Consider the following 23,084-nt stretch of genomic DNA (forward strand, 5'->3'; position numbering starts at 1 on the left):
ATTGTATGAGTCAATCCAATCTGGCAGTTCAACCACCTGAAGAGGAGCCTACTCCTTCGCAAGTGCAACCGGGGGAAGTGCACAAGCCGTCCCCTGCCTCTAATGTCTCAGTGCCAAAGCTGGGTCGGCAAAAGGAGCGATCGCCTGAACAACAAGCAGAAGTTGAACGGATTGGGCAGATTGAACCTTTTGTTGGATTACAACGAGATGAGGACTTGTTTACTAAGTTGAACAATTGGCGTGAACTCGGCATTTGTGCTCGTGTCACAACGATGGATCGCCTGGGATTAGCGAAATCTCTGATCTTTTACACTCAGAATCATACTAAACGGCGCAGTGGTCTATTGGTAATGCCAGCACCAGTTGTGTATGTCGAAATTGAGCAACACGGCAGTCCAACAGACTTGTTGCTCCTAATTCTAGAATTTCTCGTCAATCCGCTGGACTGTGGGCATCTGCGACAACTGCGCTCTCGTGCTTGGGGAACCTTGAAAGCCTACAAAGTCAAAATTCTAATTGTTAACAATGCAGATATGCTGTCATTCTCCGCTTTTAACGAGCTGATGCGAATTTCCGAGAAACTTAGAATTTCGGTTGTTCTAGCAGGATCTCCGCACCTCAACGAGATTATTGATCCCAAAGCGGTTAAGAAAAACAAATACATTAATATCCACAACACTTTCTTGAAATGGCACCCGTATAACATTATTAGCAAGGAAGACTTGCCAACGGTTGTTTCTAATTGGGAGACAAGATTGGGCTGGTCAAATCCGCTGAATTTGTATGTAAACAAAGATATTGTCGCAACTCTGAGCGAGACTGCACAGGGACAGCTTCGCGCCCTTTATGAGAATCTCCGAGAAATTGCTGCCTGGAAGATAGATCATCCCAAAGCACAGGTCAACTTCAAGAACATTAATGAAGCTATAGGTACTAGCTATCATCCGATTTCAAAGCTTCAAGAGAAATAATTAAGGTCTTGTAGTTTTTTGGGTCAAGTAGGTTTAACGAAGATATTTTTTGAGTGCCATAACAGATGAAAAGCGAAGAAATTCATCGGTCACTCTTATACCTAGCACCCTACGATGACGAAAGTATCAGCCATTATCTGGGACGTTGGTATCGGCAAGAAGTTGTTAGTGCTGACTCCTACAGTTTGGGGAAAAGATTGAGGTTAGGCAAAACCTTGTGGAGATGGGAAAACTTTTACTTCAACCCTCCTCCAAGCCCTCAAGAGTTGCAGAAAATAGATGAACTAATGGGACTGGGCTTGGAAAGACTACTTCTGATGTTTTCATCTGTAAATGAGCCAATTAAACCTAAACCAATCCGAATATGCGCTGCTTGCTATGCTGAAACGCCCTACCATCGAATGAGTTGGCAGTACCAATCAACGGAGGGGTGCGATCGCCATCAGCTTCGCCTTCTCTCAAAATGCCCCGATCACAAATGTGGAGAACCTTTTCCTATTCCCAGCCAATTGATAGTTTTAGAGTGCAAGAAATGCGGAATGCCATACAAAACAATGGCAAAAAAGCAAAAAGGCTACTGAAAGGTAGAAGGTTTTAGGTCGTCCAAAAGTCGTGGCGATTGATGTCACCGAAACGCCGATTGAGCGTCTTTAGCAGCATCAACGGGTGTTCTATTCGGGCAAGAAAAAACGGTACATCCTCAAATGTCAAGTCTTCATCAACCAGCGCACTGGAGCGGTTATCTGCCTGGTTCTCGGCAAAGCCAGTCAGCATGATTTCATGCTATTTCAAGCGTTAGGGGTCGCTTTCATCCTGAGATGAAAGTATGCAGGATACGGGCCATCAAGGCATCCAATGGTTGCATCCCAACAGCCGTTTGCCGATTAAGAAACCAAAAGGGAGACACTCAGTCGAGCAGACAAGCCAAAAATCATGAACTGGCGGCTGAACGAATTGAGATTGAACACGTCATCGACGCTTCAAGATCTTTAGATCCTGGCTGAGCGTTACCGAAATCGTTGTCGCAGTATGGGTTGCGCTTTTCCAGAAGAAGGTCAACCAGACGTTTTTTGCCTCAGCAGAAATGCTGTTGTCGATCAGATCAGCGATCGCGGTCTGAATGTTATAGCCAAAAGCGCGAAGAGATTCGATCATGGCTGAGGCACGAGGCTCGGCAATGTCATAATCTTCCTGAGTTTGTCGTTTGATTGATGGCATTAATTCTGTACTGGCAGGCTTTGCGGCTGAATCTCTGAAAGACAGCCGCAACATTTGTATGACCGATAGGAAAAGATTCTATGAGCAATCATAGATTAGAGTTTCCCAACTAAACTGGTTGTGGATGAATTAAGGAGGGCACTTTTCAAGAAGTTTTTGTAAAGGTTGGAAAGCTGGAGATCATAAAAACGGCTGTACTTTACTCATTTATCAGAGGTAAAACGTGATAAGCAGTTATTCTCTGAATGCATTCTGCCTTTCAGCAGGCTAGACTACAGAGTTAAGCGAGGCAGTGATCAAACAACCTGAGCACAGGCGACGATAAAGACGTGGAAACCCAGCCTTCAATTAATATTCAGGACAGAGCCTCCATGATTCCGATTCTGCCCTACAGCCGAATTGTAGGTCAGGCGCAGATCAAGCTGGCGTTAGAAATCGCTTATGTGGCACCGCAGCGACTGGGTGGTGTGCTGATCAGTGGGCAGCGAGGGACGGGCAAATCTACAGCAGTACGGGCGTTTGCCCAGATGGTTTATGGTCAGTTGCCAGTAACACTCCCCATTAATGCCACAGAAGACCGGGTAGTGGGTGGCTGGAAGATTGATGCTTTGATGCGGAGCGAATCAACGTGGCAGACTGGTTTGCTAGTGGAAGCCAACGATCGCCTGCTCTATGTCGATGAGGTCAACCTGCTGGATGACCATATCGTTAACATCATCCTGGACGTGACTTCCACAGGTGTACTGGTGGTTCAGCGGGATGGGCAGAATCAGCAACCTGAGAAAGTTGCTTTCACTCTGGTTGGAACGATGAACCCAGAGGAAGGAGGGCTGCGCCCTCAGTTGCTCGATCGCTTTGGGTTAATGGTCAGTGTGGCTGCTGAAACGGATGTGGAGAAGCGGCTGGAAATTCTTCAGAACGTACTGGCGTTCGACCAGGCGATTGCTGCTCTGGGGCAGGCTGGAGCATCTGACTGGCTCGATCAGGCAAGGCAGCAAGACCAAGAGAGATTAGAGAAATTACAGCAGGCGAAGGAGCAATTCAACTCAGTTGAAGTCTCCCCAAAGATCTTTGGTCTGTGTATCAAGCTGTCTGGCGAATTTCAGGCGGAAGGGAACCGGGGAGATTATGTGCTGGCGATGGCAGCGAAGGCGTGTGCTGCACTGGAAGGAGCATCCCAGGTCACTCGTAGCCATCTCAAGACGGTTGCGCCTCTGGCACTTCAGCACCGTCGTCCGCAAATGGCGCAAAGCAGCCAGGAAGTTTGGAATGATTCAGATCATCTTATTTCTGATGGCATACTCTAAGTTGTTTATTAGCATCAGGATGAGCAATTAGGTAGTCTTTAAGCCAATCACAACCCCAGTTTAAAAGATTTCCAAGCCCACCAACTCGCCAAAGCCTGACAGTACCATCTCCACCACCAGAAGCTAGAACCTCTTCATTAGCAAAGCTTAAGTAATTTATTGTTCCTTGATCCGCACTAAATTCAGTAATTTTTTGACCTGATGGTAAAAGCCAAAGTCGAATAATACCATCTTCTCCAGCAGTAGCTAAAATTTCTTCGCTGGGGCTAGACGCGAAAGAAGTAACCGTACCTTTATGGTCTTTCATCTGGACAATTTGATTTCCCATTAAGTCCCAGATTTCAGCCATACCTTCTTTACCAACAATGACTATATATTGACTCTCATTTCCAATAAATCCAAGCATTCTGACCTGATTTTCCTCCACTTTAATTTTAGCTTTTTCTCTACCAGATTTCTCCCATATACGAATAGTTTGATCTGCTCCAGAAGTGAGTATAAATTGGCCATCTCGGCTAAAATCTACTCCCCACACTGGTTCTTCACGACCATTCATTTGAGCTAGCTGTTTTCCTGTCAAATCCCAAAGACGAACTGCTCCATCACTTCCAACCGTTGCTATAGACTTGCCATCTGGATTAAACACTAAATCGTAAATTATTTGTGTGTGACCATTCATTTGAGCTAGCTGTTTTCCTGTCAAATCCCAAAGACGAGCTGCTCCATCGTATCCAGCCGTCGCTATGTGCTTATTATCAGGACTAAAGCGTATTTGACTAAGCAAAAAATGATTAGTAATAAACTGGTTAGTCATTTGACCATATTTGTCCCACAATCGAACAACTTCACCAGGTCCCCCTGTTATAATCCTGCTTCCATCAGGGCTAAACCGAAGAATTTCAACTATATCTCTGTGTCCTTGAAAAATATTGATCTGACTAATAATCCTCCCACTTGAAGTACGAAAATACAGAATACCATCTGTACTAGCAGTTGCTATGTATTTACCATCTGGACTAAAAGCCGACCCCCAAACCTGCTTCTGGTGATCATTCCATTGAGCCAACTGTTTTCCTGATAAACTCCAAAGGCGAACGGTTTTATCTTCTCCTGTTGAGATGATAGATTTTCTATCAGGCGAAAATTCTATCGATAATACGTTACCTTGATGCCCTATCATTTCTGTTATCTGATTTCCTGATAAATTCCAAAGGCGCACAAAACCATCTGTTCCTGAAGTGGCTAATATTTTTCCATCTCGACTAAAAATGACTTTTCGAATTGAACTTGTATCACCTTCTAATTTAGAAATCAGTCTTCCAGAAGATTCCCAAATACGAACAGTTCCGCCAAAATCTACTGTTACAATTAATCGACCATCAGGACTGAAACTCAGGTCAGAAGTACCGCCTTCTTGTTCCCTTAACTGGGTTAACTGATTACCTAAAGTATCCCAAATGTAGATGATATTGTTCTTGCCAACCGTAGCAATTTTTTTGCTATTTTGGCTAAATCTGATAGGACCTTCAAGCTGATCTTTGAATCTAAAAACTTCTCTGCCTTCGATATCCCATAAATACACTGCATTATCCAACTTCGAAGCAGCAATCAAAGTACCGTCTGGGCTGATTACTGCCCTCTTTAAACCACCATCATTATGCCGATATTCCTTGATTTTCTTACCAGATAAATCCCATTGTTGAATTAGTCCATCCAGACCAATAGTTATAAAACTTCCGTTTGGCAAAAAATCACCATATGCAGGAGAACTTTGCTTAGTATCCAAGTTCGCTAAATTCTCGTTTTTCCAGTTAAAGATTTTGGCTTGACCGTCAAGGCTGATAGTGGCAATACTAAAGCCATCTGGGCTGAAAAAGTTCTTCCAAATAGCGGTCTGGCTAGGTTGAAATTGAAGTATTTGTTTGCTTGAAAGATCCCAAATATGAGCAATTTTATCCTCGCCAGCAGTAACAAGGTATTGATTTTTAGAGCTAAAATTTAAGCTTTTAACTCCTCCTTGTTTTTTTAATTGCTCAATCAGTTTTCCTGTTTCAGAATTCCATATTCGGACGATACCATCATCCCCACCGGTAGCAATGAGTTGTCCATTTTCAGAAAATTTAATTGACCAGATGCTACCTTGCTGCTTTGGAAAGGTAATTAGTAGGTTTCCTGATGTATCCCAAATTTTAGCGATTCCATCATCCCCTGCAGTTGCTATTCGTTTCCCATCAGGGCTGAAGGCGACACTTCTAACATAATCTGAGCTTACATTAAACTGCCGAGAAACTTGTTTTTTAGCGATGTCCAAAATTCTTAGAATACCATCATCGCCAGCAGTTGCTATCTGTTTACCATCTGGACTAAAAGCAACACTTCTGGAAATCCCCGTACTTCTTGGAAATTGGGCATTCTCTATACCAAAAGTATCCCAAGTTCGGGTTATGCCATCATCTCCTACAGTTGCTATTTGCCGCCCATCAGGGCTAAAACTGAGGCCTCTCACAGCGCCTCGATTTCCCTTGAACTGGTTGGTTCTTTTACCGGAAGCGTTCCATAAGAATACAACTCCACTATCCCCAGCGGTTGCTATTTGCTGCCCATTTGGACTAAAGATCACAGATACAACTGTATCTGAATGGCCTTCTAAAGACTTAATGTTTTTCCCAAACTCATCCCACACCAAAACAGATCCACCCTCCCCTCCTGTAATCATTTGTTTTCCATCAGGACTGACATCGACACTCCAAATAGTACCTGTGTGTCCTATTAGCTGGTTCTTTTCACGAATATTACTTAAAATTTTTTGCAAAGCAGACAGAGGAGTTGCTGCAAGATATTGTTTACGTAATTTCTTATCACCTGCGCTAAAAAGTAAATCTTGGCCCGCTTTCATTGCAGTTAATAATGCATCTATTTCCTTGGTCTGAAATTGTTCTAAGCTATTGTTTCCCTCTTGTTGTAAGCGAGTTGCTTCCTGTGCATTTTGATAATGCAGAAGAAAAGCAGGTAGACCAATACTTCCAGCAATAAACAAAACAGCAGATATCCCTGAAGCCGTACGCCTAATAATTAGTCCTAGATCGTTAGATCTCCGAGAAGTAACTATGTTTCTGTGATCTACTTTGAGTGCTATAGACTTCTCCGATTTGATAAGGTAAAGCCAGACTTTTGCCAGTAAAAATTTCGAGTTTGATGATGTATCGTCCTCGGCTGAGGAAAGCTGTGATTGTTTATTAGAGGTTTTAATTGATGAAGTTCTCTGCTTCTCATCAGAAATACTGTGACCACTTCCTGAAAGAGATTTCAGTTCAGATTCAAATTCTTTTTTAAGAAATGCCGTATCACCGTGTTTTGCTATTTCACTTGCTAAGTTAAAGGTGAACTTAGCAAGTATCTCAAAGGCAAAAGCACTGGCATGGTGAGCGGCTTTCTCTTGGCGAATATTTTCGGGTTCTAAGGAGTTGTCATTTTTGCCTTCAATCAAGTCAGAAATTCCACGAATCACAATTGCCTTAATATCTGGATAGGCAAAGACCGCACTCAGGAAGCCAAATCCTTCCATCTCAACAGCGATTGCATCGTTATAGCTCTCTCTCAGAAGCTGGAAAACGTCTGATTGTCTGGAGACGATGACCTTTTCTCCAGCAGCAATCGGAGCCACAAAGACATGTGGCGGTGAAACGGGACTGCTGGGAAGCCGTAGCAACCAATCTGTTTTCCCCGCCTCTCGCTTTGCTCTCTGCACCAGTGCATAAGCTGATTGTCCTAAGGCAGGACGGGTAAAGAACTGGTCTCCTAACTTTCCTGACTCATAGCCATATACTTTTGTTGCTACTACCACATCGCCGATCGCAACATCTTTAATTCCTCCAGCAATGCCGACAAAGAAAAGGACGTCAGGTTTGAAGTAGGTGATTGCCCGTTCTGCTTCTAACGCTGCTCCTGCGTTTCCTGCCCCTATCTCAGCAATTCCAACTTCCCAGTTCTGGTCATCCGCTACAAACTGGCCTTTCTCATAGATGGTTCCCTGCGGATCCTCTACTTCTTGAAGATCGTGAAGATAATCTCGAACAGCTTTGTACTCGATAGAAATTGCAGTAAGAATAACAGCACAAGGCATAGAATTTTTCGCCGCAGATTATTGTCTTGTACTCTTCTACATTAGTTTTAATACTATTTATCCCCAAAGACTGGATAGTGCAACACTTTTAATGTAGGTCGGTGCCCGCAGAACCAGTAGAAAATGAGCGGCAATCAAGGTATATAGGGCAATCGGTCACTGAATCCTACCCAAGCTCATAGCCCTGATTCACCCAGTAATGCCAGTCGGCAATGGCTTGTTGCGTGTCTGCATCTGCCGCTGGTGCCTGTAGATGAATCAACGGTACTGCCAGCGTATCGCCCTCCCAGTCAATCTCCACAAACATTTCGCGATCGCACTCATTCTCCGGTGCCATGCCCACTACTACCACGGTCGCGCTTTCCTTTAAGGGAGACCTGCGCCGCTTACTGATGCAGGTTGCGGTGAAGGGAAACTGCATCGTGTCTTGCAAGTAGTAGTACCAGCCCATCGCCTGCTCTTCCGGACCATAGGCATCCACCACAACTTCCATTGTGATGCGTTCTTCCCGCTCCTCGTCCCCTTCGCCTTTCGCCATCACAGAACCTTACTGTTTATTGCTGAATCGTACACCTAGGCTAAGGTTAGCGTCCCTTTGCCAGGTCAGCATAAATGAACGTCTCAACCCCCAACACAATTAAAAGCAAAAGCTCCACCCAGGACAGAAGCGTCACCCCTAAAGGCGGCTTGGGCACTAGAAACCAGAACGCCGCCAAAGCAATCAACCCCGAAGCCACAAACGTGATTTCATCCACAACCAACTGCTGAATCTTGCGGCGCTTGCGGTGTTTGTCGTCCCGGTGGGTGATCTCCCATCCAAACAGGGTTTCCAGATCCTCGTAGCCCGTATGCTCCTTCACCTTGTCAACCAGCTTGTAACGGATATACCTGCCGATCGCCGAAATCTTCTCATCGTTGACTACGTAGGTCCAACCCAGAATTAGGCAGACCCAGGGAACCACCAGCAAGGCATAGTAGTTACTTGCATTAGAAACCGCAAACGAGATGATCGTGGCAAACAAGCCCAACGTCACGTACAGCAGATTGTCCCGGAAGCCAATCCGTTGAGCCTGCTCTGACTTCAGCTTGTCATATTCCTTAAAAAAGATTTCAAGAATTTGGTTTTTATCGCTCATGGCTGACTCCTGCTCGAACCCTGCATCTATTGTGGCTGATGAAAAACCATTTCTCAGTCAGCCAAAGAAATTCTCCATACTCTAGGCAAATCGAGATTAAACAGCCAAAATAATGAATACTCAGGTTCCTCGAAGGGATTAGCCATGCCTCGCGCAGTAATTTTGACTGCTCTGCCCGTTGAATACTTGGCTGTCCGTACGCATCTGACAGAAATCCGTGAGGAAATGCATCCTCAGGGGACTATTTACGAGCGCGGGAAATTTATCGCAAATGGGCAGGAATGGGAGGTTGGGATTGCCGAGGTCGGAGCAGGTAACGCGGGGGCAGCCGTCGAAGCAGAACGGGCGATCGCCTACTTCAAGCCCGACATTCTTTTCTTTGTGGGCATCGCTGGAGGCATTAAAGATGTGGCGATCGGTGATGTCGTAGCAGCAACAGAAGTTTACGGCTACGAATCTGGCAAGGTTGGAGAGCAGTTCTTCACACGTCCTGCATTAGGACAATCAGCTTATGCATTAGTGCAGCGGGCTAAAGCAGAGGCGAGAAACGAAGAGTGGTTGCAGCGCCTATTCAACAGTTCCACTTCACAGCCTCGTGTGTTTGTCGCGCCGATTGCTGCTGGGGAGAAGGTAGTTGCCTCAAAGGAATCAGATGTTCTCAACTTCATCAGGGGAAGCTATAACGATGCGATCGCTGTTGAGATGGAAGGTTTCGGTTTTCTAAGCGCAGCTTTTGCCTACCCCAATATTAAGGCGATCGTGATTCGGGGTATATCTGACCTAATTCAGGATAAGAATGCGGCTGATCCTATCCACGGTAATGAGAAAGAACGGCAGGAAAGAGCGTCTCATAATGTCAGTGCATTTGCTTTTGAAATGTTGGCTAAATTGAAAATCAATGGTATGGACCCACAGGGCAAGTCCCGGTCGGTATTTCGCCCTAAGGGGTGGGGAATGAACCCAAAGAGATTCAGTGACAAAGTTGAACCAACAGCTAGTGTCGAAACCACCTCAAAACAATTCGATATAGAAGAAATGATCTCAGAGATTCGTTCTGGGGATCCATTAATTGCAGCTAACGCTGTTCAATTTCTTAGAGATCGACCAGATCTCATGCCGCGTATCCTGGATTTCGACACTGGCATAAGTCCTGTTTCAATGGAAGCAGTAAGAACTCTATTCCGTGACTACCCTGAACAGTCTGGGGAACTTCTGCTAGACAGAGTGAATCAGGCACATACAAATTGGAGTTTAGGAGTGAAAGCAGCAACTTGCTTTGATCGAGTTCATGAACCTTACTGTGTGGATGAACTGGTTAGAAATCTAGGTCCAGGAATATATAGGGATATTAAACAAATATCAATAGATGCTCTTGGTCGATGTGGAGGGATTGGTTGGGGGCTTCAGCTTAGAAAAATCCTCGACTCTCCAATTAACCAAGAAGAAGAGAACGATGAATTTGGTTGGTATGTAGTTAACGCCTTAGCACGTTTATTCTCGCGAAGTACAAATGAATTAGATATCTCATATGCCTCTGAGCATCTGCTTCAGGAGTTGATACAACAATCTCAATCTCGGAAAAAATATGCAAACTATTCTAGTCTAACGGATATCTTGAAGGATCCATGTAATGCAAAACATGGAGATGCATTTATTGGCTGGTTGGCTTCCGAGCCAAGTAAAATTGCATCAACTGCTGCGTTTTTACTTGGTTGGCATAAAGTTATGCGAGCTGTCAAACCTCTAATTAAACGTATAGAAAATTGTCTAATCGTTGATCTGACTGAGTCGGAAAGGTCTTTTATTCGTGAAGCTTCATCAGCACTAGGCCGTATTGGAACATCTGCGGCGTTAGAATATTTGCTCTCTACTCCAGAAAGTTCTATTGAGAGATATGGACTTGTATTTTCTATGGAAGAAATAACAGATCTCTCTTTATTCCACGAAGTTGTCAGAGAACTTCTTACAAGTGAACACCATAATCGGAATCATCGTTATAACCGGGACCATCATTTTATTTTTCGCGCTATTGGCCGACGGAGAGATCAAGAATCACATCCAGAGTTGTTAGTAGCTCTTGAGGGGAGTGAGCCTGTAGAACGTGGAGCCTCTGCACTGGCACTTGCACGGCTGAAATACCCTCTAAATCAAAATGACCTGCGACGTGCTCTCGATCAATCTAATAGTACGGTAGAGGGTACATTAATAAGATTAGCTATTTTAACGATTGATCCAAGTTCATATCGTGATTTAGAGGATCAATTACGTCGTGACTTGAGCAAAGATTCTTATATGTACGACGAGTATATTACTACTGACATCATTGAAGTTCTTGTGGGGACCGAGGAACCAGATGCAGTAAAGTTGGCTGAAGCTTGGAAACCTTTTTATCAAGGTGCCAAATTAGTCTGATAAGTTAATTCAGTTTCTATCCCAAATCAGCAAAGGCTTCAGAGATAAAATAATGCAATTTAGAGGCTCAAATAGCTTAATTAAAGATTCACCGGAGCGAGGTATCACAGAATAGCCTTTTTAAGGATTGTTAATATTGATCTATTCATATACAAAGTATTGACGAATGCCTCGTGCAGTCATCCTAGTCTCTCATCCTGATGAGCATCAGGCTACTCGTGTTTATCTCACAGAGCTTGAAGAGAAAACTCATCCTCAAGGGACAGTTTACGAATCAGGGCAGTTCACTGCTAATGGACAAACCTGGGAGGTATCAATTTCCCAAATCGGACCAGGGAATTCTGATGCTGCAACAGAAACAGAACGAGCGATCGCCTACTGGCAACCCAATGTAGTTCTATCGGTTGGTGTAGCGATTGGGTTGAAGGATGTTGTTGCGGGAAACGTTGTTGCTGCAATCGAGGTCTATGGCTATGAGGCTGGCAAGGTAATAGAGTCTAGCTTTTTACCAAGACCGAAAATTGGACTAGCAAGCTATAGCCTGGAACAGCGTGCAAAAGCGGAAGCACGGCGGGAGAATTGGTTAGATCGCATCCAGGGGGAAGAATCCAATTGGACTCCCCAAGCTGTTGTTGGAGCGATCGCGGCGGGTGAGAAAGAGCTTACTTCTAGCCAATCTGAGCTTTACCAGCTTTTGCAAGCAAACTATGGGGATGCTTTGGCAGTGGATGATACAGGATATGGTGTCCTGAAAGCAGTTCATGCCAATGTTGGAACTAATGCTTTAGTTATTCGAGGCATTACCCATGTCATCGATCAAGCGGTCACAATCGACCCAGCCAAAGCAAGAAAAGTTGCGGCTCAACATGCAAGTGCCTTTGCCTTTGAAATCTTGGCAAAATTAGAGGCTGGTTCCTCTATCGGTCTAAGTCTGGCTCAGTACACCAAGCTCAAACAGAATCTGGCGGATGTGTCGAAAGGGCCGCTGAGTTGGCGACGCACGTTGAGGAACAATCAGCAGATTGAGCGCTCTGAGCTAGACCACTTGCTGAACCGCGTCAAAACAGAAGAGTCGTCTACAACGATCGTACTGGGTGTTCCTGGGTCAGGGAAGTCCGCCTTGATCGCAACTTTGGGCAATGAACTGAGCGCGCAAGGTTATGCAATTTTGGCAATCAAAGCCGATCAGTTAAATGGGGCCATCAACACGATCGAAGATTTGCAGCGTGACCTGAAACTTGAGTTGCATCCCAGCGATGCTATCCATGCAGTTGCTGTTAGAGAGCAAATTGTTGTTCTGATTGATCAGCTAGATGCTGTTTCTGAACTACTGGATCGCAAATCTGAGCGACTGAGCCTGCTCCTATCTCTAATTCAGAGATTGTCTGGGAGTAAAAACGTTCATATCGTTGCTACCTGCCGGGAATTTGAATTTCGCTATGGCTCTCAGTTTGCTCGGCTTGCAGAAATCGATCAACTGGTCTTGAACCTTCCTACGTGGGACAAGATTGCCCCGATTTTGGAAGCAGCAGGACATCATCCTGCAAGTATGGGGGAGCCGCTTCGAGAGTTATTACAGAATCCACTTCACCTGAATATTTTTCTCGATATTGCCCAACCTGGAGATGTTTTCACATCTTCCCAGAAACTATTAGATCGCCTCTGGGAAGAACGAGTGATCAAGCAACCAGAAGCTGAAAAATGTGTCACGTTTTTGGAAAAACTTGCTAATCGTATGACTGATGAAGAGGTTTTGTGGTTGCCTCATGCGATCGCCGATACTTCTTCAGAGACTTGGCAGACGTTAGAGCAGGCTGGGCTACTAATAACCAACCCAGAGAATGGAACCATCGGCTTCCGCCACCAAACCTATTACGACCATACCCTTGCCCGTAGTTTTGCTCGTGGCTCGCAATCCCTGACAGATCTCGTTTTAGAACGACAGGATGGTCTTTTTGTTAGACCGATCCTTCTACGTGGCTTAAATTATTTAAGGGGCACAGCCCCTCAACAATATGAACGAGAGCTTACAAAGCTTTTAACCAATGCAGAAGTAAACAATTGCATACTTAAAAATAAAACAGCAAAATCAGCATTGTACTTGCTCAGGCATGTATCTTACAGCTTCAGAGTCAAAGGGTTCAGTATTTTACAGACTTTAAGTCTGATTTACATACGAACACACATTTATACCCTTTTAGTTGAGTTTATTGGTTCACAACAAGATCCTGAACCTGTTGAGGTACAACTCTTGATCTCATTACTCAAGTTAGAAACAGAAGGTCCAAAAGTTTTAGATGTGACTACTGCCAGTCTTGGCTGGTTTAGGCATTTTCGCGATCGCCCTGAGTTCAGACAGTGGTTAGAGAGACCAGCAGAACAGGCTGTCTATTGTTGTCCAGTCCTAACAGTCGCCGCAAGTTTTGCAGCCGAAGATGTCTGGGGATTGCTAGAAGAATATTGGCTAAACGAGAAAACCTACGACACCCTGAGTATTCGAGTCATCTGGAATATTGGGCAATGGACTTCTGAAAAAGTTTGGCTTCTAGAACAGGTTATTCGTCGCTCAAACATCGATTGGGATGCTGTAGTTGTTATCACTCAAAGAATCACTGAAGTTCTGCCCAATCATGCAGGAAGAGTGATTCGTGCTTATTTAGATCAGCGATTGACACAAGCGATCGCGGAGAGCCAAGTTCCTCCACCCGAATTACCACCTGATGCTGATGAGGCACAACGGTATGCTCATGCGTACAAGTATGACGCAAGAGAGCCTCTAAAGAGGTTACTAGAGAGTGGAGGGGATTTATACGAAATCGAGAAATTTGCTCAGGTAAATCCAAAAGCTTTTCTAGATTCAATCTGGCCATGGTTCACAAATATCGTTGATCAGATTGCAAGAGAATCTGACTTAAATCACACAAGTTATCGTGAAGACCATTTAATTAGCCTAGATCACTATCATGGTGAAATTATTGAAGCACTATTGGCAGCCATCTTGGAATTAGCTCAGCAAGATCGACAGAACTTTTTGACATTCGTAACGCAAAATCTGCAATCAGATTTACTCTTAGTTCATAGATTGCTTGCTCGTGGGTTAGAGAGAATAGCTAGCCAGGAACCACTGATCGTCCTAGATTATCTTTTGGGCGATCAAAGGCGCTTGTGTCTTGGCGATTGCATAGAAGGGTATCACTATGAGACAAAGCGCCTCATTTCATCAATTTGCCCACATTTATTACCTGATGATAGAGAAGAACTTGAAAATGCCATTCGTCAATTTGATCATTGCTATGCTTGGGAGAATTGTGAACCTGACACTCGCCTCCGACTTTTGCAATACAATCGTCAACATCGGCTCCAACTCTTACTGACATTTCCTGATGGCTGTTTGAGTCCGGCAAGTAGGAATCTTAGAGATGAGGAAATTCGTGCTTTTCCCTGGGAAGTTGCAGAAGATCGATACCTAACTGGGACAGAAGCTCAGTTTGTTGGTCCACGCATGACTAAAGAAGAAATGAGCCGTGCAAGCGATCAGAATTTGCTAAGTCTGGTCAATGAATTGCCTGACGAAAGCCTTTGGCATCATCCTCAGCAAAGATGGAATAAAAATCTCTCGTGGACTGGCGGCGCGATTCAACAATCCCATGAATTTGGCGAACTGGCTAAAAGTGATCCCAATCGCGTTCTACGACTTTTGCCCCAACTTCAACCGCAGCGCCACGAAAGTTATGTGGGGAAGGCTCTAGTCAGTCTTTCAGAAACAGATTTCCCTGCGAGTCAATTGATTCAACTTGTTGAAGAACTGAATGAGCGTGGCTTCAATTCAGAAGATTTTCGTGATGATGCCGCCCGTGCTCTGGAAAAAATTGCAGAGCGTAAGCAAGGACTACCAACAGCAGTTGTCTCTCTCCTTGAGAGTTGGCTACCTACACACACCAAACCAGAATTAGAACATTATCGGAGTAAAGAGGAGCAACGCTCTGACCTGAAATCACCCATTCTTTTTAATGTCCACGGCTCTCATATGCTGCCTGGTGGTAGGGGTAACATTGTACGAGCGATTGCCGAGGGTTATCTCAGGCAAAATCCTCCAGACTTAGAGGGTTGGGCAAGATTTATCCGATCACAACTGGCTATGGAACCTCATCCAGCCGTATGGGTTGATACGCTGTCACGAATGCCACCGTTGCTGAATAGCGATCGCACTGAGGCAACCAAACTGTTTGACGAGGTGATTCGTAATTGTCCGGAGGTGCTTCAATATGCTTGGGCGCTGCACTTCATCGCCCACACAATTGGCTGGTTTGAACCCAGGGAAACCGTACAGGGCTGGTTAGAAATGCTTCAGGCTAATACCTCCAACTTTTCCCAGCAGGCGTATGGTGAATTATTACTGATTCAATATCTGCAATATCAGGACGAGTGGTCAGTTAATCGAATACGCGGTCACCTTTCTACTCAGGATAATGAAGCAGTCCTTTGTGGATTTGCTCACGCGGCAAGTCATTTGTGGGTTCAGAGGAGATGTAGGGCGATCGCAGCAGAAATTCTTTACACCCTTGCGTCCTCTTCCCATGCATCTGTTCAACATGCTGTAGCAGCCGTTTTCCGATGGAGTCAAAACAAATTTAGGTTAGATCAGGGAATGGAAAAGATCATTCAAGCCGTTTGCAAGAATCAAGGTGTACTTCTGGAAGCTGCTAATCATCTAACTGAAATCGTTGAAGCAGAGGAACTGGTAGAAACTCGTCCTGAAATTGTTGTAGAAGTTTGTGAGAGTCTAGTTGGTATCGCAGCAGAACTCAGCAATCCAGCAAGGGCAACAGCCCTCATTGCTGAGAGTTTAACCACGATCGCCATCAAGCTGCATCGCCAACCTTCATACCGCGAGGTTGGTCTAAAAATTTTTGAACAACTCCTTGCTCTCAATTTAAGAGAAACCAGATCTGCGTTGGAAACACTCGATCGAAAACCAGATAGACCAGGTTTATACATTGCTCCTCGAAGAAGGTTACGTAGCCATCGCGCTCGTCGTAACTGAGTGTCATCAACCCTTTAAAGGTGAGAATTCGGGTTATGGTTAACCAATCCCGGTCTAATCCGCCCATACGCCCGTTCCCCACTGGTCTGAGTTCAGTTGTCAGTTGTGCCAAAGCGGATCTAGCGCTAACTTCAAATCAGCTAAAGACTACTCCCCCTCATCGGGCGGCAAAAACTCAACTGCCTCCTCCCGTACCCTAAACAGAGGTCTCCTTGCGCTATACAGCATTTGGGCAACCCCCCTCAGTTTCTCCAGCACCTGGCGAACCAACGAATCTGGAAAATTCTGGATAGGCAAAACCAACCTTCCCTGCCGAGGAAACCACAAAGGTCAAATCCTCAACATGGATCTCAAACGGATAGTATTCTCCTGAGACCACCCAGCCTTCTTGAGCTTGCACACGCTCCAAATCCAGGTAACACCGTGCCTGAAGGGGCACCGCTACCACCATCTCCAGCGCTAACGAAACAAGACAGTCTTCAATCAAGCTACTCGCACTCATCCTCCGGTGCCATGCCCACCACTTTAACGGTCGCGCCCTCCTTTATAGGCGAACTGCGCCGCTTACTGATGCAGGTGGCGGTGAAGGGAAACTGCATCGTGTCTTGCAAGTAGTAGTACCAGCCCATCGCCAGCTCTTCTGGATCATAGGCATCGACCACAATTTCCATTGTGATGCGCTCTTCCCGCTCCTCGTCCCGTTCGTCTTTCGCCATCACAGAACCTTACTGCTTATTGCTGAATCGTACACCCAAGCTAAAGGTTAGCGCCCCTTTGCCAGGTCAGCATAAATGAACGTCTCAACACTCGCCGCATCCGCAGTGGGTCGCTCCGGTGAGCAATTTCCCAGCCAAACAGTGACTCCAGATCGGTGTAGCCCGTCTTTTCCTTCACCCTTTCTACCAGCGTGAGACGAATGTACCTGCCGATCGCCGAAATCTTCTCATCGTTGACCAGGTAAGTCCAACCCAGAATCAGGCAGGCCCAGGGAACGACCAGCAAGGCATAGTAGTTACTTGCATTAGAAACCGCAAACGAGATGATCGTGGCAAACAAGCCCAGCGTCACGTAGAGCAGATTGTCCCGGAAGCCAATGCGTTGAGCCTGCTCAGACTTCAGCTTGTCATATTCCTTGAAAAAGATTTCGAGCACCGGATCTTTATCACTCATTGCGCCATCCTGCACTGTAGACTTGCTCTGCTATTTTGGCTGATTGGCAAAACGAACACCAGCAACCCCTAAAAACTGGGCGATCGCTGATAAAAAAGCCAAAATAAGGAAAAATGAGCCGTCACGAAAATTTATGCCCCGTGCCGTTATTCTCACTGCCCTTCCTGTCGAATACTTGGCGGTTCGTTTCCATCTGACCGACCTTCAAGAAGAGACACACTCTCAAGGAACGATTTACGAGCGCGGTCAGTTCATTGATGAAGGGCAAACCTGGGAGGTCGGAATTGTTGAGATTGGTGCAGGCAATTCAGGTGCAGCATTAGAGGCAGAACGGGCGATCGCCTACTTCAACCCTGATGTCATCCTCTTTGTTGGGGTCGCTGGAGGCATTAAAGATGTAGTGCTGGGTGATGTCGTTGCCTCAACAAAAGTTTACGGATATGAATCTGGCGAAGCCGAAGAAACGTTCAGACCCAGACCGGAAGTTGGGTTAAGCGCCTATGGCTTGAAACAACGAGCCATGGCCGAAGCCAGAAAAACAGATTGGTTACAAAGATTACCGTCAGCACCTTCCCCAACTCCCAGGGTTTATGTCGCCCCGATCGCGGCTGGTGAAAAGGTGGTTGCTTCGACCGAATCGGAGGTTTTTAGGTTTCTGCGATCGCATTACGGAGATGCGATCGCGGTTGAGATGGAGGGATTTGGTTTCCTGGAAGCAGCACGAGCGAACCAACGAGTATCAGCAATGGTGATTCGGGGCATCTCAGACTTGATTGATAGCAAAGAGAAGTCAGATAAGGCAGGTTGCCAAGAGATTGCCTCTCGCCACGCTAGCGCCTTCGCATTTTCGATGTTGGCAAATTTGAGACTGAAAGATGGATCGGTGTCAGAAGATAGAGAGACAACACAACCTGCTCACCAAGCGGTGAAACCAGAGGCAATGCCCGAACTCGAACCTGAAGAACCGCAACTCCCCGTAACCGTGGGTGCATCTCGCAAACTCGAACTCATCAGGGTCGTAACTAATTCATTTCCCGTTTCACGCCCAACTCTGGATTTGGATGAGCCAGAGGGTCAGGTTCCTCTGGAATCTTCGCTTTATGTGGAGCGTCCTCCAATTGAAGCTCGGTGCTATGAGGCGATCGTCAAGCCAGGAGCGCTAATTCGGATTAAAGCGCCTCAACAGATGGGTAAGTCCTCGCTGATGCTGCGAATTCTCAACCACGCGAATCAGCAGGGTTACCAAACCTCGACGCTAAATTTTCAAATGGTTGATCGCGATGCACTCAGCAATCTGGATCAGTTCTTGCAGTGGTTCTGCAACAGTATCGCTGGTGAATTGAACCTGGAGGATAAGCTGGCGGACTACTGGAAGGGATCGTTTAGTCCTAAAAATAAATGCACAAACTTCTTTCAGCGGTATCTGCTGCCGGAGCTTCAGCGTCCGGTAACGCTATGTCTGGATGAAGTGGATCAGGTGTTTGAGTATCCAGCGATCGCCAGAGACTTTTTTGGAATGCTGCGGGCGTGGCACGAGGATGCCAAGATTAAGCCAATTTGGAAGAATCTGCGGCTGGTGATTGTGCATTCCAAAGAGGTGTATATCCCGCTCAACATCAATCAATCGCCGTTTAATGTGGGAGTGCCAATTGAGTTACCTCAGTTAACACCGCCGCAGGTGACGGATTTAGTGAAACGGCATGGACTGGATTGGTCAGAAGCAGAGGTGACGCAGCTAATGGATATGGTTGGGGGGCATCCCTTTCTGGTTCGGGCTGCCCTGTATCCAATTGTGCGGGGTGAGCTATCGTTAGAGCAACTTTTGCAACTTGCCCCGACGGAGGGCGGTTTGTATGGGGAGCATCTTCGCCGTCATCTATTGAATCTGGAAGGCGATGAGAAGTTGCTGGCAGCAATGAAACAGGTAATCGCCGTGGATCAGCCCGTTTCGATCAATACTAGCGAGGCGTTTAAGCTGACCAGTATGGGATTAGTGCAGTTTCGGGGGAGTGAAGTTGCTCCATCATGTAATCTGTATCGCCAATACTTTCGGGAGCGGTTGAGGGTGGGTGCATGAGCTTTACAGCAGTTCCAGGGTATGACTATCAAGTTGGCGGCAGTTTGCCCGCTGATGCACCCACCTATGTGCAGCGACAGTCGGATGAAACCTTTTATCAGGCGCTTAAGGCAGGCGAGTTTTGCTACGTGCTGAATTCGCGGCAGATGGGCAAATCGAGCCTGAAGGTGCAGACGATGCAGCGGTTGCAGGCAGAGGGCGTGGCGTGTGCCGCGATCGACCTGACCCGCATTGGCACCTCAGACATGGAGCCGGAGCAGTGGTATAGCAGCGTCATCGATAGCATTGTCAGCAGTTTAGATTTGTATGAGACATTTGACCTCTATACCTGGTGGGAAGAGCATCGTCTACTCTCGTTTGTGCGGAGATTTGACAAGTTTATTGATGAGGTGCTGCTGGTAGCGATGCCGCAGCCCGTTGTTATCTTCATTGACGAAATTGATAGCGTTCTCAGTCTGCCGTTTAAGCTGGATGACTTCTTTGCATTGATTCGGGAATGCTACAACCGCCGCGCCGAGAAGCCGGATTATGGTCGGTTAACGTTTGCGCTGTTGGGTGTCACAACACCCTCTGACTTAATGCAGGATAAGGGACGAACACCGTTTAACGTGGGTTGCCCGATCGCACTCCTGGGGTTTGAGTTACAGGAAGCACAACCGTTAGTTCAAGGCTTGACGGCAAAGTCGAGCAATCCTAAAGCACTAATGCAAGCTGTGTTGGGCTGGACAGGCGGGCAACCCTTCCTAACCCAAAAAGTTTGCAAACTTGTATTAAATGCGGAGGATTCGGCACCTATCGGACAAGAAGCCGTCTGGATTGAGAATTTGGTGCGAGACCAGGTGATTGAGAATTGGGAAGCAAAGGACACGCCAGAGCATTTGAAGACGATTCGCGATCGCCTCCTTCTGAGTGGTGAACAACGCATGGGACGACTGTTGGGGCTATATCAGCAAATTGTGCAGCAGGGGGAGATTACAGCGGATGACAGCCCGGAGCAGATGGAATTGCGGCTGACGGGCTTGGTGGTAAAGGGGGATGGCAACCTGCGAGTGCATAACCGCATTTATCAGCAGGTGTTCAACCGCGATTGGCTGGAGCGATCGCTGGCAGAGTTACGGCCCTATGGAGTGGCGATCGCGGCTTGGCTGGAATCGAGTTGTCAAGATGAATCGCGGTTGCTGCGCGGGCAGGCATTGCGAGATGCACGAAGTTGGGCGGAAGGAAAGAGTTTAGGGGACGACGATCGCCGCTTTTTGGATGCCAGCCAAGAACTGGAAAAGCGGGATATGCAAAAAAGGCTAGAGGCGGAAGCCCAAGCAAAGAAAGTTTTAGCTGAGGCGAACCACAAAGCCAGTCAGCGAATACGGTTTGGCTCGGTGGCGCTAGGACTGATGGCGCTGGGATCGATTACCTTGGGCTATGTAGCGTTGCAAGCAGGAAAAGAGGCTCAGGCGGCTAATGAGGACGCTCAGGCGGCTAATGAGAACGTTCGGACTGCCACGCAGAAGGCGAACGAAGCTCAACGGAATGCAGACAAGTCTGAACACAAAGTCAGTCGAGCAAAAGCGGAGATCGAATCAACCAATGCCACTCGGAAGGTAGCCGAGGCAAGAGTCAAGAAGACCGAGCAAAACTTAGTTGTTGCTGTGAAACGGGTGGATGATGCGACTCAAAAAGTCCAGACCGCAGAAAACAAAGTTGCTCAAAGCCAGCAACGACAGGAACAGGCAACTCGGGGGGCAGCAGCAGCTAAGAAAGAACAAGCAGAAGCCGAGAAACAGGGGCAGCAGGCAAAAAAGGAACTAGAAACAGCAAAGGCAGATCTCCAGCAGCAGAAAGATAATCTCAGAGATGTCAGATCTTTCAGCCGTGGAGAAGTCCGGCTCGTTCAGGGTAAATATGACGAAGCTCTCAACATCTTCAATCGTGTGCTTGAGAAGAACCCTCGGAACACCTTTGCGCTAGGTAGTAGAGGGGAAACCTATCGGTTGATGAAGCGCTACAACGAGGCATTAGCTGATTTCAATGCAGTAGTTTTAATTGAGCCTAAAGATGTCTATGTCCTGGAGAGTCGGGGCACAACCTACCGGTCGTTAAACCGTTATAACGAGGCACTGGCTGACTTGAATGCAGCACTCCAAATCGACCCCAAAGCTGCCTATGCACTGAGCGTTCGGAGCACAACCTACCTGTCGTTAAACCGTTATAACGAGGCACTGGCTGACTTGAATGCAGCACTCCAAATCGACCCCAAAGATGCCTATGCACTGAGCGTTCGGGGCGCAACCTACCTGTCGTTAAACCGTTATAACGAGGCACTGGCTGACTTGAATGCAGCACTCCAAATCGACCCCAAAGATGCCTATGCACTGAGCGTTCGGGGCGCAACCTACCGGTCGTTAAACCGTTATAACGAGGCACTGGCTGACTTGAATGCAGCACTCCAAATCGACCCCAAAGATGCCTATGCACTGAGCGTTCGGGGCACAACCTACCGGTCGTTAAACCGTTATAACGAGGCACTGGCTGACTTGAATGCAGCACTCCAAATTGACCCCAAAGATGCCTATGCACTGAGCGTTCGGGGCGCAACCTACCGGTCGTTAAACCGTTATAACGAGGCACTGGCTGACTTGAATGCAGCACTCCAAATTGACCCCAAAGATGCCTATGCACTGAGCGTTCGGGGCGCAACCTACCTGTCGTTAAACCGTTATAACGAGGCACTGGCTGACTTGAATGCAGCACTCCAAATCGACCCCAAAGCTGCCTATGCACTGAGCGTTCGGGGCGATGCACTGAGCGTTCGGGGCGCAACCTACCTGTCGTTAAACCGTTATAACGAGGCACTGGCTGACTTGAATGCAGCACTCCAAATCGACCCCAAAGCTGCCTATGCACTGAGCGTTCGGGGCGCAACCTACCTGTCGTTAAACCGTTATAACGAGGCACTGGCTGACTTGAATGCAGCACTCCAAATCGACCCCAAAGCTGCCTATGCACTGAGCGTTCGGGGCACAACCTACCGGTCGTTAAACCGTTATAACGAGGCACTGGCTGACTTGAATGCAGCACTCCAAATTGACCCCAAAGATGCCTATGCACTGCGCGGTCGGGGCGCAACCTACCGGTCGTTAAACCGTTATAACGAGGCACTGGCTGACTTGAATGCAGCACTCCAAATCGACCCCAAAGATGCCTATGCACTGCGCGGTCGGGGTGAAACTTATCGATTGATGAAGCGCTATAACGAGGCACTGGCTGACTTGAATGCAGCACTCCAAATCGACCCCAAAGCTGCCTATGCACTGGGCACTCGAGGGCAAATCTATCAGGCTTTAGGACGGTATGAAGAAGCTTTGACTGATTTAAATCAAGCGATCGCTCTTGATCCTGGCTTGCAATGGGCAATCGATGCTCGCAACCAACTTATACAACAGATGAAACGCTAGAAGGTAGAAGTTGAGACAGAATGCAATTCTCTAGCCGAGCAAATAGCACGGTATTGGGTGTTAATGGGAAAAGGAGCGATCGCCAACGGTGCGGCAGCACCAGCAAAAAGTAAGGCTGGGATCGATAGCTTGACGTAATCAGATCGCGCCATACCTCCTTGAGGATACCTCTCC

At 46.8% G+C, this 23,084-nt stretch carries 16 protein-coding genes; 7 read left to right on the top strand and 9 right to left on the bottom strand.

Annotated elements, in window-relative coordinates; translation table 11 throughout:
• The first annotated feature begins 5 nt into the window (after nucleotides 1-5).
• Together JOY44_RS20395 and JOY44_RS20400 are read left to right on the top strand one after the other, a co-directional pair.
• On the top strand, nucleotides 6-971 hold the full coding sequence (locus tag JOY44_RS20395; protein WP_171575374.1) for an AAA family ATPase: 966 nt from the start codon (nucleotides 6-8) through the stop codon (nucleotides 969-971).
• Nucleotides 972-1,036: 65 nt separating this feature from the next.
• Nucleotides 1,037-1,552, top strand: a complete 516-nt coding sequence (locus tag JOY44_RS20400; RefSeq protein WP_171575375.1) for a TniQ family protein — start codon at nucleotides 1,037-1,039, stop codon at nucleotides 1,550-1,552.
• A 13-nt stretch (nucleotides 1,553-1,565) separates the two neighbouring features.
• Here JOY44_RS20400 and JOY44_RS20405 read toward each other — a convergent pair whose 3' ends face one another.
• Both JOY44_RS20405 and JOY44_RS20410 read right to left on the bottom strand, forming a co-directional pair.
• Entirely contained in the window at nucleotides 1,566-1,745 is a 180-nt protein-coding gene (locus JOY44_RS20405) for a hypothetical protein (RefSeq protein ID WP_171575376.1), read from the bottom strand.
• 195 nt (nucleotides 1,746-1,940) lie between these two features.
• A complete protein-coding gene (locus JOY44_RS20410; RefSeq protein WP_207211199.1) occupies nucleotides 1,941-2,189 on the bottom strand; it encodes a hypothetical protein in 249 nt (82 codons plus the stop codon).
• Between the two features lie 329 nt (nucleotides 2,190-2,518).
• On the opposite strand from JOY44_RS20410, the gene JOY44_RS20415 reads away from it, so the two are divergent.
• The gene (locus JOY44_RS20415; protein WP_197985608.1) at nucleotides 2,519-3,496 is read left to right on the top strand and encodes an AAA family ATPase; all 978 of its coding nucleotides are present in this window, start codon (nucleotides 2,519-2,521) and stop codon (nucleotides 3,494-3,496) included.
• On the opposite strand, the gene JOY44_RS20420 is transcribed toward JOY44_RS20415, so the two are convergent.
• The 3 genes from JOY44_RS20420 to JOY44_RS20430 all read right to left on the bottom strand — a co-directional run bounded on the left by JOY44_RS20420 (nucleotide 3,474) and on the right by JOY44_RS20430 (nucleotide 8,755).
• Complete coding sequence (locus JOY44_RS20420; RefSeq protein WP_171575377.1) at nucleotides 3,474-7,619, bottom strand: hypothetical protein; 4,146 nt, start codon at nucleotides 7,617-7,619, stop codon at nucleotides 3,474-3,476. The genes JOY44_RS20415 and JOY44_RS20420 overlap by 23 nt on opposite strands.
• 166 nt (nucleotides 7,620-7,785) lie before the next feature.
• Nucleotides 7,786-8,157, bottom strand: coding sequence for a calcium-binding protein (locus JOY44_RS20425; protein ID WP_171575378.1), 372 nt, complete (start codon nucleotides 8,155-8,157; stop codon nucleotides 7,786-7,788).
• A gap of 46 nt (nucleotides 8,158-8,203) precedes the next feature.
• Nucleotides 8,204-8,755, bottom strand: coding sequence for a hypothetical protein (locus JOY44_RS20430; RefSeq protein WP_171575379.1), 552 nt, complete (start codon nucleotides 8,753-8,755; stop codon nucleotides 8,204-8,206).
• A 144-nt stretch (nucleotides 8,756-8,899) separates the two neighbouring features.
• Between JOY44_RS20430 and JOY44_RS20435 the strand changes: the two genes are divergently transcribed.
• Nucleotides 8,900-11,167, top strand: a complete 2,268-nt coding sequence (locus tag JOY44_RS20435; RefSeq protein WP_171575380.1) for a hypothetical protein — start codon at nucleotides 8,900-8,902, stop codon at nucleotides 11,165-11,167.
• Between the two features lie 166 nt (nucleotides 11,168-11,333).
• On the top strand, nucleotides 11,334-16,211 hold the full coding sequence (locus JOY44_RS20440) for an AAA family ATPase (protein WP_171575381.1): 4,878 nt from the start codon (nucleotides 11,334-11,336) through the stop codon (nucleotides 16,209-16,211).
• Nucleotides 16,212-16,428: 217 nt separating this feature from the next.
• Here JOY44_RS20440 and JOY44_RS20445 read toward each other — a convergent pair whose 3' ends face one another.
• The 3 genes from JOY44_RS20445 to JOY44_RS20455 are packed head-to-tail and all read right to left on the bottom strand — an operon-like array spanning nucleotide 16,429 to nucleotide 17,381.
• Nucleotides 16,429-16,713, bottom strand: coding sequence for a hypothetical protein (locus tag JOY44_RS20445; RefSeq protein WP_171575382.1), 285 nt, complete (start codon nucleotides 16,711-16,713; stop codon nucleotides 16,429-16,431).
• Complete coding sequence (locus JOY44_RS20450; RefSeq protein ID WP_171575383.1) at nucleotides 16,700-16,927, bottom strand: calcium-binding protein; 228 nt, start codon at nucleotides 16,925-16,927, stop codon at nucleotides 16,700-16,702. The genes JOY44_RS20445 and JOY44_RS20450 overlap by 14 nt, the downstream gene beginning before the upstream one ends.
• A gap of 40 nt (nucleotides 16,928-16,967) precedes the next feature.
• Nucleotides 16,968-17,381 carry a hypothetical protein gene (locus tag JOY44_RS20455; RefSeq protein WP_197985609.1) on the bottom strand — a complete coding sequence of 138 codons (414 nt, stop codon included), beginning with the start codon at nucleotides 17,379-17,381 and terminating at the stop codon, nucleotides 16,968-16,970.
• 43 nt (nucleotides 17,382-17,424) lie between these two features.
• Between JOY44_RS20455 and JOY44_RS20460 the strand changes: the two genes are divergently transcribed.
• Both JOY44_RS20460 and JOY44_RS20465 read left to right on the top strand, forming a co-directional pair.
• Nucleotides 17,425-19,458: an AAA-like domain-containing protein gene (locus tag JOY44_RS20460; protein WP_197985610.1), complete on the top strand. Its 2,034-nt coding sequence runs from the start codon at nucleotides 17,425-17,427 to the stop codon at nucleotides 19,456-19,458.
• On the top strand, nucleotides 19,455-22,910 hold the full coding sequence (locus JOY44_RS20465; RefSeq protein ID WP_171575384.1) for a tetratricopeptide repeat protein: 3,456 nt from the start codon (nucleotides 19,455-19,457) through the stop codon (nucleotides 22,908-22,910). Before JOY44_RS20460 ends, JOY44_RS20465 begins: the two co-directional genes overlap by 4 nt.
• Here JOY44_RS20465 and JOY44_RS20470 read toward each other — a convergent pair.
• The gene (locus JOY44_RS20470) at nucleotides 22,907-23,062 is read right to left on the bottom strand and encodes a hypothetical protein (protein ID WP_171575385.1); all 156 of its coding nucleotides are present in this window, start codon (nucleotides 23,060-23,062) and stop codon (nucleotides 22,907-22,909) included. The two genes, JOY44_RS20465 and JOY44_RS20470, sit on opposite strands and share 4 nt — an antisense overlap.
• Nucleotides 23,063-23,084 lie beyond the last annotated feature (22 nt).

The sequence above is a fragment of the Leptolyngbya sp. Cla-17 genome (assembly GCF_016807185.1).
Classification (GTDB): Bacteria; Cyanobacteriota; Cyanobacteriia; order Leptolyngbyales; family Leptolyngbyaceae; genus ULC077BIN1.